General features: G+C 42.2%; 13 protein-coding genes. 8 read left to right on the forward strand and 5 right to left on the reverse strand.

Annotated features, from left to right (window positions below; genetic code table 11):
* Positions 1–111: 111 nt before the first annotated feature.
* From NSS76_RS18655 to NSS76_RS18665, 3 genes are all read right to left on the reverse strand, one after another.
* A complete protein-coding gene (locus tag NSS76_RS18655) occupies positions 112–969 on the reverse strand; it encodes a MurR/RpiR family transcriptional regulator (protein WP_024423955.1) in 858 nt (285 codons plus the stop codon).
* 162 nt (positions 970–1131) lie between these two features.
* A complete protein-coding gene (locus tag NSS76_RS18660) occupies positions 1132–1470 on the reverse strand; it encodes a DUF3969 family protein (RefSeq protein WP_024423956.1) in 339 nt (112 codons plus the stop codon).
* 3 nt (positions 1471–1473) lie between these two features.
* Positions 1474–1917: a hypothetical protein gene (locus NSS76_RS18665; RefSeq protein WP_024423957.1), complete on the reverse strand. Its 444-nt coding sequence runs from the start codon at positions 1915–1917 to the stop codon at positions 1474–1476.
* A 380-nt stretch (positions 1918–2297) separates the two neighbouring features.
* Here NSS76_RS18665 and NSS76_RS18670 point away from each other — a divergent pair, with 380 nt between their 5' ends.
* Positions 2298–3974 (forward strand): hypothetical protein, encoded by a 1677-nt coding sequence (locus tag NSS76_RS18670; protein ID WP_257802316.1) that lies wholly within the window; start codon positions 2298–2300, stop codon positions 3972–3974.
* 15 nt (positions 3975–3989) lie between these two features.
* On the opposite strand, the gene NSS76_RS18675 is transcribed toward NSS76_RS18670, so the two are convergent.
* On the reverse strand, positions 3990–4889 hold the full coding sequence (locus NSS76_RS18675; protein WP_024427566.1) for a LysR family transcriptional regulator: 900 nt from the start codon (positions 4887–4889) through the stop codon (positions 3990–3992).
* A 172-nt stretch (positions 4890–5061) separates the two neighbouring features.
* Between NSS76_RS18675 and NSS76_RS18680 the strand changes: the two genes are divergently transcribed.
* From NSS76_RS18680 to NSS76_RS18710, 7 genes are all read left to right on the forward strand, one after another.
* Positions 5062–6057 (forward strand): LacI family DNA-binding transcriptional regulator, encoded by a 996-nt coding sequence (locus tag NSS76_RS18680; RefSeq protein ID WP_044334886.1) that lies wholly within the window; start codon positions 5062–5064, stop codon positions 6055–6057.
* 172 nt (positions 6058–6229) lie between these two features.
* Entirely contained in the window at positions 6230–7495 is a 1266-nt protein-coding gene (locus tag NSS76_RS18685; protein WP_341082610.1) for an extracellular solute-binding protein, read from the forward strand.
* A gap of 167 nt (positions 7496–7662) precedes the next feature.
* On the forward strand, positions 7663–8880 hold the full coding sequence (locus NSS76_RS18690) for a carbohydrate ABC transporter permease (protein ID WP_282102253.1): 1218 nt from the start codon (positions 7663–7665) through the stop codon (positions 8878–8880).
* Position 8881: 1 nt separating this feature from the next.
* Complete coding sequence (locus NSS76_RS18695; protein WP_024423962.1) at positions 8882–9724, forward strand: sugar ABC transporter permease; 843 nt, start codon at positions 8882–8884, stop codon at positions 9722–9724.
* Between the two features lie 11 nt (positions 9725–9735).
* A complete protein-coding gene (locus NSS76_RS18700; RefSeq protein WP_044334884.1) occupies positions 9736–10944 on the forward strand; it encodes a glycoside hydrolase family 53 protein in 1209 nt (402 codons plus the stop codon).
* A gap of 23 nt (positions 10945–10967) precedes the next feature.
* Positions 10968–13037, forward strand: coding sequence for a beta-galactosidase (locus NSS76_RS18705; RefSeq protein WP_044334882.1), 2070 nt, complete (start codon positions 10968–10970; stop codon positions 13035–13037).
* A gap of 278 nt (positions 13038–13315) precedes the next feature.
* Positions 13316–14644: a CitMHS family transporter gene (locus tag NSS76_RS18710; protein WP_044334880.1), complete on the forward strand. Its 1329-nt coding sequence runs from the start codon at positions 13316–13318 to the stop codon at positions 14642–14644.
* A 40-nt stretch (positions 14645–14684) separates the two neighbouring features.
* On the opposite strand, the gene NSS76_RS18715 is transcribed toward NSS76_RS18710, so the two are convergent.
* Positions 14685–15113 (reverse strand): DUF4064 domain-containing protein, encoded by a 429-nt coding sequence (locus NSS76_RS18715; RefSeq protein WP_024423966.1) that lies wholly within the window; start codon positions 15111–15113, stop codon positions 14685–14687.
* Position 15114 lies beyond the last annotated feature (1 nt).

Consider the following 15114-nt stretch of genomic DNA (forward strand, 5'->3'; position numbering starts at 1 on the left):
ATAATTTTTTCGACATTCAACGACTAAAAAGAAAATTATTTTCACTTAAAAGCTCAAAATCGTTACCACAACGGCATTTTTCACTAATAGAAAAATTTATTTTTGAAACCATTACACCCTTTTTTGTGAAATGGTTTCTCTCATTTGTTTTAAATTCGTTAAAGTTTCCTGCTGTCTTAAGTGAGCAAGTGCAAAGTATAGTACGTCAATGACAGTGAGCTGAGCAAGTCTTGCAGACATCGCTTCTGTTCGAAAAGCCGTTTCTTGCGTCGAAGTATACAAGGTGACATCGGCAAGCTGGCTCAATGGAGAGCGCTGATAACTTGTAATACCGATGGTTTTCGCTCCTTTTTCCTTTGCTGTTTTCATTGCATCGAGTAAATCTTTATTACGGCCAGAATGAGATATACCAATCACTGTACTGTGCTGGTCGAGAAGACCGGCAGACATCGCTTGAAAATGGGAATCGGTGTGAACAATACAGTTGATACCTGTCCTCATAAATTTATGAAAAGCGTCTGTTGCAATGAGGCCAGACCCGCCACTCCCATAAAACTCTAAGCGCTTTGCTTCATGAATGATTTGTATGGCTTTTTCTACATCCTCTGGATTCAGTAATTGAAAGCTATCCTTTAATGCAGATATATTCGCCTGAAAAACCTTTTGCATAAAAACGGCCGTATCATCATCAAGACTCATTTCTTCATCTACATAATCAGGCTTTGTTTGATCTATTTCCTGGGCAATTGCAATCTTCAAATCTTGAAAGCCCTCAAATCCAAGCCTTTTACAAAGACGAAAAATCGTTGCCTCTGAGCTCGCTGTCTTTTTAGCAAGCTCGACAATTGATAAATGAATAATGTCGCCAGGTTCACTCGTAATATGTTCTGCAATTCCTTTCAACTTTGGCGGTAATCCTCTGCTTGCTGCTCGTATTTTTTCAATACTACTTAAACTGACAGAAGCCAATTGACTTCACTCCTTCCTTATTCATGTGAGCGCATACATTTCCTCATGTTCCCATCTTATAAAAAAGAAGCCTGTTTGCACAGACTTCTTTTTTATGAATTCATCGTTTTGATCAATAAATCGAAAAAATTTACTCAAAATTTTATAATATACACTTTTAGCTCAACAATCTACCACATTATTTTCAACTTCATTTTCTGTATTTTTTTCCAGAAACCTTAAGCATTTTACCCTTATTTCTTCTAAACTATCACTTAATTCATGTGGTATTAAACTTTCTACATCTTCAAGTTCTGTTCCCAAATGAAGTATATTTATCAGCTCTTCATTTATCCCTTTCTTCTTTAAAACATCGATTGTTCGAGGACTGAACATGAGCTTTTCCGCTTCTTCTATAGTAATTAAACCTTCTTTTAACGATATGATTATACCAATGATATTTATAACAATAATCCTATCTAAATCTTCATGTGAAGAATATCTTAGTTCTATTTTATTCATAAATCATTTCACACTCCAACCTTTTTTAACTTTCACATCATACACCAAACCAGATTTACTTTGAAAATAATGTACAGAAACCTTTTTTCCGTCTTTATAGCCATCTTTATATACTTTTTTCCAAGTCCCTCCTTCAATCTGTTTTAACTCAGATAACAACTTCTTATTATTTACTGTAACTTTTTTAGTCCCATTTTGAACAGCTTTAAAACCAGCAGGATATTTAGGGGCATATTTTATTGATTTATACAAATGTTTACTTGCTTTAACCCCGTTTACAAAAATAGTCCGAATGACAAGACCCCATACAGCATCGGCTTCTTTATAACCAATTTGGACTCTTTTGTCTCTTGAAGAAGCCTCTCGATTAATATTGAATGTTACAGACGGTGAAAATAACGATACAATTAAAGTAAAAATAATGAGAAAAGGGATACGTCTTTTCAATTTAAATTACCTCCTGATATTAACTATATAAAACACAATATAACATACTAGGAATATTATAACTATTTCATTCTGTAGAAAATTAAAACGAATCTTTATACTGTTTAAAAGATATCTCTGTCTTTTAACATCTTATTTATTACAATATAAATTCATAAAGTAATGAATAAAAAAGAATATACCCCTCGGAACGTCCACAAAATATTCACTAAAATCTAATCATCTAGCGCAAGGACAATATCATTTAACCTACCGAAATATTAAAAGACCCTTTTCAACTCATTTTTTCTTAAAATTGAATTGGTATGATTCTTCTGAATCTTTTCCCCGCCTCACTCGTATATACTAAAAGAGTGATTGATTTGAAAGGAGATCTGTTTGTGGGATATATTTTGTTATTTTCGGTTGTGATCGGTCTTGTCTTGACCCTTTTGCTCACACCGCTCAGGTTGATCGTTAGAAAGAAAGGGACAGAACAGCAGGTGCCGCTCATGTGGATTGCAGGCCTTGCTTTGCTGTTCATGATCGGTATTTTTGTATTCTATTACATCACCAATTTAGATCGTAACCCTTCCTCCCTCTGGCTGATTGGACTTGTTGTGACAGCAGCAGGCGCCTTTTTGTCAGTAGGATTGGAGCGTAAGATCAAAGGTGTGCTGTTTCTTATTCTATTGCTGCTCGGTGTTTACATGGCGACAGCTTTCCTATTCAATGCGAATGAGAAATTTGATGTCTCGAAAATGGATCAAAAAGTAGAAATCAAAGCGTTTGATGAGACAGAAACACCTGCGAGTGTACCGCCTCAATTTGCTCGGAACAAAATGAAGAAATCGTTTGGTCAGGTTCCAAACACAAGCTACTATGAGCTTGGCAGCTTGCAAATTCAGAAGGTCAACGGTGAGTATGTATACATCGCTCCAGTGGAGTTCTCGGACTTCTTTAAATGGATTCGTGCAGGCAGCACGCCGGGTTACTTTACATTAAGTGCGACCGACTCCTCTGCTAATCCAAAATTCGTGAAAACAGAGATGGTCTATACGCCTTCTTCCTATTTCAACAAAGAAATTGAGCGGCATATCCGTCTCCAGTACCCAGATTTAATTTTCTATGGCGGCACACAGCTGGAAATCAATGATGACGGCAAGCCTTATTACATTCAAACGTATGGCGATTTCATCTCTGCCCGAAACGGCTTTAAAGCTTCCGGTGTCGTCGTTGTTGATGCCAAAACAGGTGCGACGAAGAAATATGCTCTAGATCAAGTACCTGCCTTTATCGACGGTGCTGTTTCACCAGAGGCAGTCAGTCTGCAAAACAGCTATTTCGGAAACTATATTCACGGGTTCTGGAACAGTATGTTTGGAAAGTCAGATGTCAAGCTGCCTTCCGATGAAGGAACGGAAGCCAATGTGAGCCCAGTGTTTGATTCAAAAGGAGATATGTATTACTTCACAGATTTCACAAGTCCGAAAGAGGGCGTTGATTCCATGCTCGGATATGCCCTGACCAATGCCCGAACAGGAAAAGCGACTTATTATACCGGAAATCTTGAAGAATCCTACATGGATTCTCAGGGCGCTCTGCAAATTATTGAGAAACGATTCATCGAGAAAAAATGGAAAGGGCGCATGCCGATTCTCTATAATTTCTATGGAGAAGCCAGCTGGCTCACACCTGTTCTCGATTCAAATGGATTCCTGCAAAACTACTTTATCGTTTCTGCAGCCAATCCAGAAATCGCCGCGTACGCTTCTACACCAAACGAAGCACTGAGAGCCTATAAGACAGCTCTTCAAAAAGGCGGCGGTACCGTTAACAGTTCCTCTAAGCAAGAAAAGAAAGAAGCGGCAGGGAAGGTCAAACGTGTCTACAAAGAAAAGACCGGTGATTATACAACCGTCACCTTCCTGCTAGACGATGGGAAAAGCTACACTATGTCATCTGAAAAAGAACCGCTCGTCATTTATTTAAAAGAGGGCGATCAGATCACCATGAAATATACAGATACAGGTGAGATTTTCCTTCCAGTCGATGAAATCAAAATTAAAGGGTTATAAAAAAAGACGTTTCTCCTACTGAGGAGAAGCGTCCTTTTTCTCTTTCCTTAACAATTCAACGAGCAATTCCTTATTTTTATTTCCCCCGGTCATCGGTGACTCGACATAGGAGAACTTTCGTTTGAAATCCATGCCTCTGACAGAAATAACAGCCAATTCACCGCCAATGCTGCCTCGCTGGAGGACATATTTAGATAAAACAGAAAGACCCATTCCATGGATCACAGCTTCTTTAATGGCTTGATTGCTGCTAAAGGTCACAAAGGTTCGCGCTTTCAGTCCATTTGATTTCAGGACATGCTGTAAATATTCTCCTGTCCCTGATCCCTCTTCTCTCGTGATCCATGTTTCGTTTTGTAATTGATCAATGGTGACATCTTTTCTCTTGGCAAAAGGATGATCTAATGGCGCCACAATATAAAGCTCGTCCTCTAGAAAAGTTTCTACAGAAAGCTCTTTGTCATTGGTCTGTCCTTCGATCAAACCAATGTCAACATGGAATAAACGGACATGTCTAGCGATCGCCTCTGTATTATCAATGACCACCTCAATATCAACATGCGGATAGAGCTGATGAAACTCCGCCAATATTTGCGGCAGCACATACTCACCAATGGTGAAGCTCGCCCCGATGGTCAGCTTTCCTCTTGCCAGGTGGTGATGCTCATAAATGTCCTGCTTCGCCTGTTCATAGAGACGAATGATTTGTTTTGATCGATGGTACAGCATATCCCCAGTTGGTGTAACGGTTAATTGCTTTGGTGAACGATTCAGCAGAACGGTCTGGAATTCCTGCTCCAAGTTCTTAATATGAAGACTGACACTTGGCTGAGAAATTCGCAGCTTTTGGGCTGCTTTTGTAAAGTTCTTCTCCTCCACCACTGTCACAAATGTCTTCAGTGCATCGTAATACATCGGTCCCTCTCCTATCAGAAATCTTAATCCAACACCTTACCTATATATATCTTACTAATTCCTTTCCAGCACGTAAAGAACCGCCTAAACGAAAACAATTTAATAAAAATATTTACTAATTTTTTTAAAGACTCTATACTAAGAGGAGATATTTTCTATAGGAGGTGCTGATTTGGCAGCTAAAATAAAGGACATTGCAGAAAAAGCAGGCTTATCCATTGCAACGGTATCTCGCGTACTGAACCAAGATCCCAACCTATCTGTCACCGATCAAACACGCGAAAAAGTATATGCCGCCGCAGAAGCTTTGTCCTACCAAAAGAAGACATTCAAACATTCATTAAAAAAAATCGCCTTTCTCTATTGGATGACCGAAAAGGAAGAGCTTGAAGATATTTATTTTAAATCCATTCGACTCGGCATTGAGGAACTCACCAATACTCGGAGCTTAAATGTCACCGCTTACAATCCGTCTGATGGGCTACATTCCATTGATTCTGCTACAGAAGGAATCATCGCCATCGGCCGCTTTAAAACGTCAGAACTTGACCAATTATATGCGATCACTCCGCACATTGTCTTTATTGATACGACGCCAGATGAAGACCGTTTTGATTCTGTAAAGCCGAACCTAAAACGAATTGTTGAAAAGATCATCGATTCTTTTATCGAAAAAGAGCACCAATCCATTGGATTCATTGGCGGCACAGACCTTGATCTGAATACGAATGTGCACATTCCAGATATTCGTGAAACGACTTTCCGTGAATACATGCTGGCCCGCCATATGCTTGATGAGCGATTGGTCTATATCGGCCACCATTTCTCAGTAGATGAAGGCTATTCGCTGATGATGAAGGCGATCGACGAGCTTGGTGATGATCTACCCACCGCTTTTTGTGTCGCTAGTGACCCTCTTGCCATCGGCTGCTTACAAGCATTAAATGAGCGAGGATTTTCTCTGCCGAACCGCGTCAGCGTCTTTAGTATCAACGATATTCATGTGTCTCAATATGTGTCGCCGCCGCTCACCACGTATCACATCCATACGTCATTACTTTGTGAGACAGCGATCGATTTACTTTTAGAAAGACTTGTGGACGGCAGAACACTACCTAAAACTGTGCTGATTGCGTCAGAACCTGTTTTTCGGAAAAGTACCATATAATCAACTGGAAGTCCCTCCTCATGTGGAGGGCTTCTTTTCTCTCTATACGAGTAAAAAATTTTACTTAATAAATTTAATAAAATATGTTTACTTTTTTTACTTAAGTTGATATTCTCACATTAAGAAAGCGTTTTCTTATCATCTGTGAAAAAAGAACGAGAGGGGATTACCAATGAAAAAGGGAAAATGGGCGACATTATCAGCAGTCGTTGGTACTGCTGTGCTTCTGCTTTCAGCATGCGGGCCAGGAGATGACAATTCAAGCGGGACACAGCCAGCATCTACAGGTACAAAGACCTTGCTAGTATGGGAGGATGTCAAAAAGTCTGATGGGATTCAAGACGCTGTAAAAGAATTTGAAAAACAAAACGATGTGAAAATCAAAGTGGTCGAAAAAGCGTATGCCGACCAAATCGAAGCTCTCCGCCTTGATGGAGCAGCCGGGACAGGCCCAGACGTCATCACGATGCCTCACGATCAAATTGGATCAGCCGTCACTGAGGGGCTGTTACAGGAAATCAAGCCTGATCAAAAAGTGATCGATTCCTTTACAGACGAATCCATTCAATCACAAACGATAGACGGCAAGCTGTATGGCCTTCCTAAATCCGTTGAAACGACAGTGCTTTTCTATAACAAAGACCTTGTCAAAAAGGCACCAACTACACTTGATGGCTGGTATGACCTTTCGAAAAAGCTGACAAAAAACGGGAAATACGGTTTTGTAGCGAAATGGGATGAAATTTACTATGCACAAAGTGTGTTAGGCGGATCAGGAGGCTATATTTTCAAACAGAAAAGCGATGGCTCCTATGATGTGAATGATATTGGCCTGAACAACGATGGCGCTGTTGAAGGCGGAAAATACATTCAAACATTCTTTAGCGAAGGACTTTTCCCGAAAGGCATCATTGGTGAACAAGGAATCAATGTCCTCAACTCCTTATTCACAGAGAAAAAGGCCGCAGCTGTCATTTCTGGTCCATGGTCATTTGGTCCATATAAAGAAGCTGGTATTGACTATGGCGTAACAGAGCTGCCAACACTCCCGAACGGAAAGCATATGAGCTCATTCTTAGGTGTAAAGAGCTACAACGTCTCCTCTTATTCTAAAAATAAAGACCTAGCTGAGAAATTTGTTGAGTTTATCACGAATGAAAAAAATTCGAAGAAGCGATTCGAAGTAACAGAGGAAATTCCACCAGTGAAAAAGCTGATGAAGGATCCAATCATCACAGGAAACGCCAATGCGGATGCTGTTTCAAAACAAACGAAATATGCCACGCTGACACCGAATACCCCTGAAATGGCAGAGGTGTGGAAGCCGATTGACAGCGCGTTAGGTCTCATTGCAACAGGCCGGACAGATGTGAAAAAGGCATTTGATGATGCGGTCAATCAAATCGACTCTCAAATTAAAGCAAATCACTCTAAGTAATCATCAAACACGGGTAGCCTTTAAGTCTATCAAGCTGCCCGTATTTGATCTAATTTCATATGAAGTAGGTGTTAGACGTGACGGGTAACCTTGAACTAGACCGCACACACATAGTGGAATCAAAGACACACCGGAGACGGGCGCTAATGTTCTCCTTAATACCCGGGATGGGGCAGATGTACAACAAACAGTACGGCAAAGGGGCACTTTTTTTCCTGTTCGGCGTCTCTTTTTTCATCGTATTTTATGATTTATTCAATATTGGCTTTTGGGGGCTGTTCACACTTGGTACGATGCTGCCTCGTGACAACTCTGTTTTTCTTTTAGCAAAAGGGATTATTGCGCTGTTAACAGCTTGTTTTGGTATCGGCTTTTACGTACTCATGATGCGTGATGCTTTTATGAACGGAAAGAAACGTGATCAAGGGATTCCGCTTCATTCCATCCGAGCTCAATATCATCAGCTGATCGACCAAGGCTTTCCTTACTTAATGAGCACTCCTGCTTTCTTTTTACTTCTATTCTCTGTTGTCTTTCCTATTATGTTCAGCTTTGCGCTTGCCTTTACGAACTACGATTTATACCACTCGCCTCCTGCCAATCTGATCGATTGGGTAGGGATCAAGAACTTCCAAAATATCTTTTCAATTGATATTTGGAGAGACACTTTCATTGATGTACTTGGCTGGACCGTCGTATGGACGCTGGCTGCTTCGACCCTTCAATGTGCTGTCGGCATCTTTCTAGCGGTTCTGCTCAATCAGAAGGATTTAAAAGGAAAACGTTTTTTTAGAACCATTTTGATTCTCCCTTGGGCTGTTCCGGGTTTTGTGACCATTTTGGTGTTTGCCGGACTGTTCAACGATACATTTGGAGCCATTAACAACACACTTTTTGCATCGATTGGAATTGATCCAAAACCATGGCTGACAGATCCATTTTGGAGCAAAATTGCCCTCATTGCGATGCAGACTTGGCTTGGATTTCCTTTTGTTTTCATTATGACAACCGGTGTTTTGCAAGCAATTCCAGAGGATCTATACGAAGCTGCGACCATTGATGGGGCAAACTTCTTTCAGAAATTCCGGTCCATCACGTTACCGCTTGTCCTTTATTCCATTGCGCCTATATTAATCACGCAATATACGTTTAACTTTAACAACTTTAATATCATCTACTTATTTAATGGCGGAGGACCGCCTGTCGCTGGCTCAACTGCAGGGGGAACGGACATCTTGGTTTCTTGGATTTACAAACTCACGATGCAGTCTTCTCAATATGCACTCGCTGCCGCTGTCACGATCTTACTTTCAATCTTTGTCATCGCCATTGCACTCTGGCAGTTTAAGAGAACGAATTCATTCAAAGAGGAGGACATGATGTGATATGGGATCAAAACAAAACAAGCTCATTCGTCTGAGCATCACTTATTTTATCCTTTTCATTGCCTCCATTTGTATTCTATATCCACTGCTTTGGACGATCGGTGCTTCCTTTAACCCTGGGAACAGCCTCATGAGTACAAGCATGTTTCCGAAGAATCCAACGTTCAGCCACTTCACCGAGCTGTTCTTCGGTCAGGGGGCACTTTATGCAAAATGGTATTGGAACTCAATGAAGATCAGTATTGCCACAATGGTTTTAACGCTCGTTCTTGTCAGTTTTACAGGCTATGCCTTTTCCAGATTCCGCTTCAAAGGACGGAAAAATGGGCTGATGCTCTTTTTGCTGCTGCAAATGATTCCTCAATTTTCAGCACTGATAGCGATTTTTGTTCTTGCTCAAATGCTTGGACTCATTAACAGCCACCTTGCCCTGATTTTGATTTATGCAGGTGGACAAATTCCGATGAATACGTATTTAATGAAAGGCTATCTTGATGCGATTCCAAAGGATCTCGATGAATCAGCCAGAATGGACGGCGCAGGGCATTTCCGGATTTTCATCCAAATTATTATGCCTCTCGCTAAGCCCATCTTAGCTGTTGTCGCAATCAACTCATTTACAGGTCCGCTGGGTGATTTCATCATTTCCAGTGTCATTGTCCGCTCACCCGAAATGTATACGCTCCCAATCGGTCTGTACAATCTTGTGTCAGACAAAATGGGTGCAAGCTACACGACCTTTGCAGCCGGGGCTTTACTCATTGCGATTCCAGTCGCTTTATTGTTCCTTGTTTTACAAAAACAATTTGTGTCCGGTCTCACACAAGGCGGGACAAAAGGATAAGGGGAGATTTGATGAAGAAATGGTTGCTTGTCACTGTTGTCGTTTTCTTTCTGATGGGATTAGGTATTCTGCCTGAAGCAAGGGCCGATACGATTTCTGTGAAACCGATCAATGGACTGCAAGGTGATTTCATCAAGGGAGCCGATATCTCGATGCTTGCAGAAGTGGAGAAAAGCGGCGGCAAATACTACAACCAGAACGGACAGCAGGTTGATCCGCTCAAGCTATTAAAGGATAAAGGCGTCAACTATGTGCGTATCAGACTGTGGAACCATCCATATGACAATCAAGGCCGTGCCTATAACGGCGGCACAAATGATCTCAATACAGCCATCGCTTTATCGAAACGTGCAAAAGCACAAAACATGAAAGTGCTGCTTGATTTTCACTACAGTGATTTCTGGACTGACCCCGGTAAACAATTCAAACCGAAAGCGTGGGCATCCCTCTCACAAAGCGATTTAGAAAAAGCGGTCGGCACTTACACAGGTGATGTGCTCAAAGCGATGAGAGCGCAAAATGCCTTGCCGAATATGGTTCAGGTCGGGAATGAGTTGAACTCAGGTATGCTGTGGCCAAACGGAAAAAGCTGGGGTGAAGGCGGTGGTGAATTTGACCGGCTCGCTGCTCTGCTAAAAGCTGGCACAAATGCCGTCCGCTCTGTCGATTCAAACATCAAAATCATGCTTCACCTTGCACATGGCGGAGACAATGGTGCATCCCGCTGGTGGTTTGATGAAATCACAAAACGAGGCGTCTCCTTCGATACGATCGGTTTATCTTATTACCCGTATTGGGACGGCGGCTTTAGCGGTCTTACGTCCAATATGAATGATATTAGTGCCCGCTATAACAAAGACGTGATCGTGGTGGAAACCGCTTACGGCTTTACAACAGCGAACGGTGACAACCTAGATAACTCATTTAATCAAGACTCTGTCAATACAGCCGGCTATCCCGCCTCACCTCAGGGCCAGGCATCTTTTATACGAGATCTATCCGAAAAGATTTCACAAGTAAACAACAACCGCGGAAAAGGGTTCTTTTATTGGGAGCCGCTTTGGATTCCAGCGAAAGGTGCTCCGTGGTCTAGTCAATACGGGCTGGCTTATATCCAAACAACCGGTACTGTCGGAAATGCGTGGGAAAATCAAGCGATGTTTGATTTCAACGGAAAAGCACTGCCTTCTCTTGATGTATTTAAACAAATGACACCGTAACTAAAAGGATAGGACGTGACAAAATGGGAAAGCGTTACCCACTCGTTCACCCAAATGTGAAAGGCTTTTTGCATGGTGGCGATTACAATCCAGATCAATGGCTCCATATGCCAGAGATCATTGAAGAAGATTTTCGATTAATGAAGCTTGCACACTGTCAAACATTCTCCATCAACATTTTCGCATGGAGTAAGCTAGAGCCAGCAGAAGGTCAGTATGACTTTGCATGGCTGGATGACATCATGGACCGCTTGGCAGCGCAGGGGGCACACGCCATTCTCGCAACGCCAAGCGGAGCAAGACCTGCTTGGCTGTCACAAACATATCCAGAAGTATTGCGCGTCGAAGCGAATCGTCAGCGTAACTTACATGGACTGCGCCACAATCATTGCTTCACCTCTCCGGTTTATCGAGAAAAAACGAATACACTCAACCGGCTGCTGGCGGAACGCTACAAGGATCATCCAGCACTGATCATGTGGCACATTTCGAATGAGTACGGCGGCGAATGTCATTGCGATCTTTGCCAGGAAGCATTTCGAGACTATTTGAAAGGCAAATACAATCATGACCTTGAGGCTTTGAATCAAGCTTGGTGGACTGGATTTTGGAGCCACACGTATAGTGATTGGTCACAAATCGAGTCACCTGCACCGCATGGGGAGCACATGATTCACGGCATGAACCTGGATTGGAAGCGCTTTGTCACAGCACAAACGATCAATTTTTACAAAAATGAAATTGAGCCGCTGCGGGAATTGACGCCTCATATCCCAGTAACCACGAACTTTATGGGCGACTACCCGCATATGCGTCCATTCCTTGGGCTGGATTATCATCAATTTGCAAAAGAGGTCGATGTGATCTCATGGGATAGTTATCCTGCTTGGCATAGCGGCAGAGAAACAACGGCCGAATTAGCATCAAACGTTGCCTTTGTACATGATTTGTATCGTTCCTTAAAGGACGGACAGCCGTTTCTCGTCATGGAGAGTACGCCGAGCCTTGTGAACTGGCATGAAGTGAACAAGGTGAAACATAAAGGTATGGCACACCTTTCTGCCATGCAGGCAATTGCCCACGGATCAGACTCCGTGCTTTATTTCCAATGGCGGCAAGGCCGAGGCGCCTCTGAGAAATTCCACGGTGCCGTTGTCGATCATTCTGGTCATGAACATACGCGCGTGTTTCAAGAGGTAGCTGATCTAGGGAAACAACTGGAGCAGCTGCACCCAATTGCGGGCACATCCGTTCAGCCAGAGGTCGCCATCATTTATGATTGGGAAAATCACTGGGCCATTGATGATGCGCAAGGCTTAAATAATACAAACAAACGCTATGTAGAGGCTTGTCAAACTCACTATCGAAGCTTTTGGAAAAAAGGTATCTCTGTTGATATAGTCGGGATGGAAAAGGATTTCTCATCCTATCGTGTGCTCATTGGGCCAATGCTCTACATGATCAAACCAGGCGTTGCAGAAAAAATTGAAGCCTTTGTCAAAGCGGGCGGCATTTTTATCGCGACTTACTGGAGCGGCATAGTCGACGAAAATGATCTCTGTTTCCTCGGCGGTTTTCCTGGCCCTCTGCGCCATGTACTTGGCATTTGGGCAGAGGAAATCAACACATTGATGCCTGATGAACATGTGTTAATGACCACAGGGAATGGACGCACCTATCATGTCGGACAATATTGCGAATCTATACATCCTGAAACGGCCTCTGTGTTAGGGCATTTTGAGAACGGCTGCTACGAAGGACAGCCAGCCCTGACTGTCCGTTCATTAGAAAAAGGGAAAGCATACTATATGGCCTCCGAAAATGAGCAGTCTTTTTATGATGAGTTTTACGAAGACCTTATCGCAGGTATTGGCATACAGCCTGTCCTATCCACTGCCATTCCAGAAGGAGTCAGTGTACAAAAACGAACAGACGGTACGCAGGACTATGTGTTTTTGATGAATTTCACAGAAGAGCAGAAGAACATGTCACTAGATTCAGAGGCAAGCTATGAGAATATGCTGACTGGACAGCAAGTGCCTGAGCAGCTTCAACTTGATCCTTACGAGTATGTCATCTTGAAAAATCGTTGAAAGAAGCGTCCATTTATTGGGCGCCTTTCAATTTAATAAGTCTAAATACCCATATTAATTATGATGAATTTAATCATTATTTTTTATCTAAATTTTTTTACAATATTTGATGCCGCATCATGACTGGTCCCTCCATCCTTTTTTACCATTGTATAGGTATGAAAGCGGTTGCCTAATACTCATATTTTTGATACCCTTTTTTTCAATGCAGATATGGGACTGCATTGTGATAAAAAGAGCAAGAAAATGTAAACGGTTTATTGTAGGGGGAGGGACTTATGTTAACGTTTGTTGGATTGTTGATTATTTTAACGATTGTTGTATTGCTGATTTGGGGGAAAGCAAGTCCAATTGTTGCCATGGTCATGGTGCCTTTAATCGGGGCATTCATCGCAGGATTTGGGATTAATGACATTCAATCATTCTTTGAAGAAGGGATTATCAAAGTACTGCCAGTGGCGACCATGTTCATCTTCGCCATTTTATTTTTTGGCATTTTACAAGATACAGGGTTCTTTGAACCTGTAATAAAAACGCTGATTAAACTGACAAAGGGAAATGTGGTCACAGTGGCAATGGGGACAGCTCTAATAGGAGTCATCGCTCATTTAGACGGAGCAGGAGCGACTACATTTTTATTAACTGTACCTGCACTGCTTCCACTTTATAAAAAATTACATATGAGTCCGTACTTATTGCTGTTATTGATCGGGACAAGTGCTGGCTTAACGAATATGGTGCCGTGGGCAGGCCCCACAGGGCGGGCAGCAAGTGTGTTGAATATGGACCCATCTGAACTATGGGTGCCGCTCATTCCCATTCAGCTCATTGGGGTCGTTCTCGTATTAGGAATGGCATTTATTTTAGGAAAAAGGGAAGAAAAACGCATTCGGGTGAAAATCGCCGCAAATGAAATCGCTGCTGTTCAATTAGAAGGTGCAGATTGGGACCGGGCTATTCAATCCATTAGCGAGACAGGTGATGCCGCTTTAAAACGTTATCACTTAATTTGGGTGAATTTCATTCTGTTTATAGCCGTAGTTGTCCTTCTTGTGCTCAACGTGATTCCGGCTAGTTATATGTTTATGATTGGTCTTTCTCTTGCACTATTAATTAACTATCCGAAAGTGGATGTACAAATGGAGAGAATCAAGGCGCATGCACCTAGTGCACTCATGATGGCCGCTGTTATTTTCTCCGCAGGTTCATTTCTAGGAATTCTCGAAGGAACGGGAATGCTAAAAGCCATTGCTGTGGACAGCATTCAGATTCTACCAGCTTTCCTGCTTCCATTTTTACATATCATTGTCGGGCTGTTTGGGGTACCACTGGATATGCTGACAAGTACAGATGCTTATTATTATGCACTTCTGCCAATTGTCGAATCAATCACATCTGAGGTCGGCGTGACGGGCACTTCTGCGGCGTATGCCATGATGATCGGAAACATCATAGGAACCTTTGTCAGTCCTCTCGCTCCAGCCGTTTGGCTTGCGATCGGTCTTGCAGGAGTCGATATGGGGAAACACATCCGCTACTCTTTCTTCTGGATGTGGGGATTCAGTATTGTTTTATTGATCGCTGCCAAACTGATAGGCATTATTTAAATAAAAAAGACATGCGCACAGCGACGCATGTCTTTTTTCATTATGAAGGATATTCACTTGTGTGAATGTCTGCATTCGGCTTTCTAATAAGAGACATTAATCCAATGATAAACAATAGAACCATTGGAGCGAATGCAAGGCCAACTGTTCCAATTAAAAGAGTCACAGCAGAAACCAAGAAAAGAATACCTGAAAGCACGGCACGACGGTCGGTTTTCAAGAAAATCACACCTACAATCGACAGCACAGCCGCAATGGCGGAAACGACCATGAACTGAGTACCAAACGCATGAACCGAAGCCTGAAGCGTTTCAATCGGCAATGTTTCCCCTTCCTCTTTTAACACTTCATTGATTTCATCATAAAATGATGGACCCACAGAAAGGATTAATGCCCCAAACCCGACACCAATGGCATTGAGGACAATACTAATAATCCCCATAATTTTTTCACCTTTACGTTTAATCATG

It is taken from the genome of Bacillus sp. FSL R5-0654 (assembly GCF_038008745.1).
In the GTDB taxonomy this organism is placed as follows: Bacteria; Bacillota; Bacilli; order Bacillales; family Bacillaceae; genus Bacillus; species Bacillus safensis.

Coding starts and splice junctions, on each gene's coding strand:
- NSS76_RS18660 (WP_024423956.1), bottom strand. CDS start 1,470: ATGAATAAAATAGAACTAAGATATTCTTCACATGAAGATTTAGATAGG.
- NSS76_RS18675 (WP_024427566.1), bottom strand. CDS start 4,889: ATGTATTACGATGCACTGAAGACATTTGTGACAGTGGTGGAGGAGAAG.
- NSS76_RS18685 (WP_341082610.1), top strand. CDS start 6,230: ATGAAAAAGGGAAAATGGGCGACATTATCAGCAGTCGTTGGTACTGCT.
- NSS76_RS18690 (WP_282102253.1), top strand. CDS start 7,663: ATGGGGCAGATGTACAACAAACAGTACGGCAAAGGGGCACTTTTTTTC.
- NSS76_RS18695 (WP_024423962.1), top strand. CDS start 8,882: ATGGGATCAAAACAAAACAAGCTCATTCGTCTGAGCATCACTTATTTT.
- NSS76_RS18700 (WP_044334884.1), top strand. CDS start 9,736: ATGAAGAAATGGTTGCTTGTCACTGTTGTCGTTTTCTTTCTGATGGGA.
- NSS76_RS18705 (WP_044334882.1), top strand. CDS start 10,968: ATGGGAAAGCGTTACCCACTCGTTCACCCAAATGTGAAAGGCTTTTTG.
- NSS76_RS18710 (WP_044334880.1), top strand. CDS start 13,316: ATGTTAACGTTTGTTGGATTGTTGATTATTTTAACGATTGTTGTATTG.
- NSS76_RS18715 (WP_024423966.1), bottom strand. CDS start 15,113: ATGATTAAACGTAAAGGTGAAAAAATTATGGGGATTATTAGTATTGTC.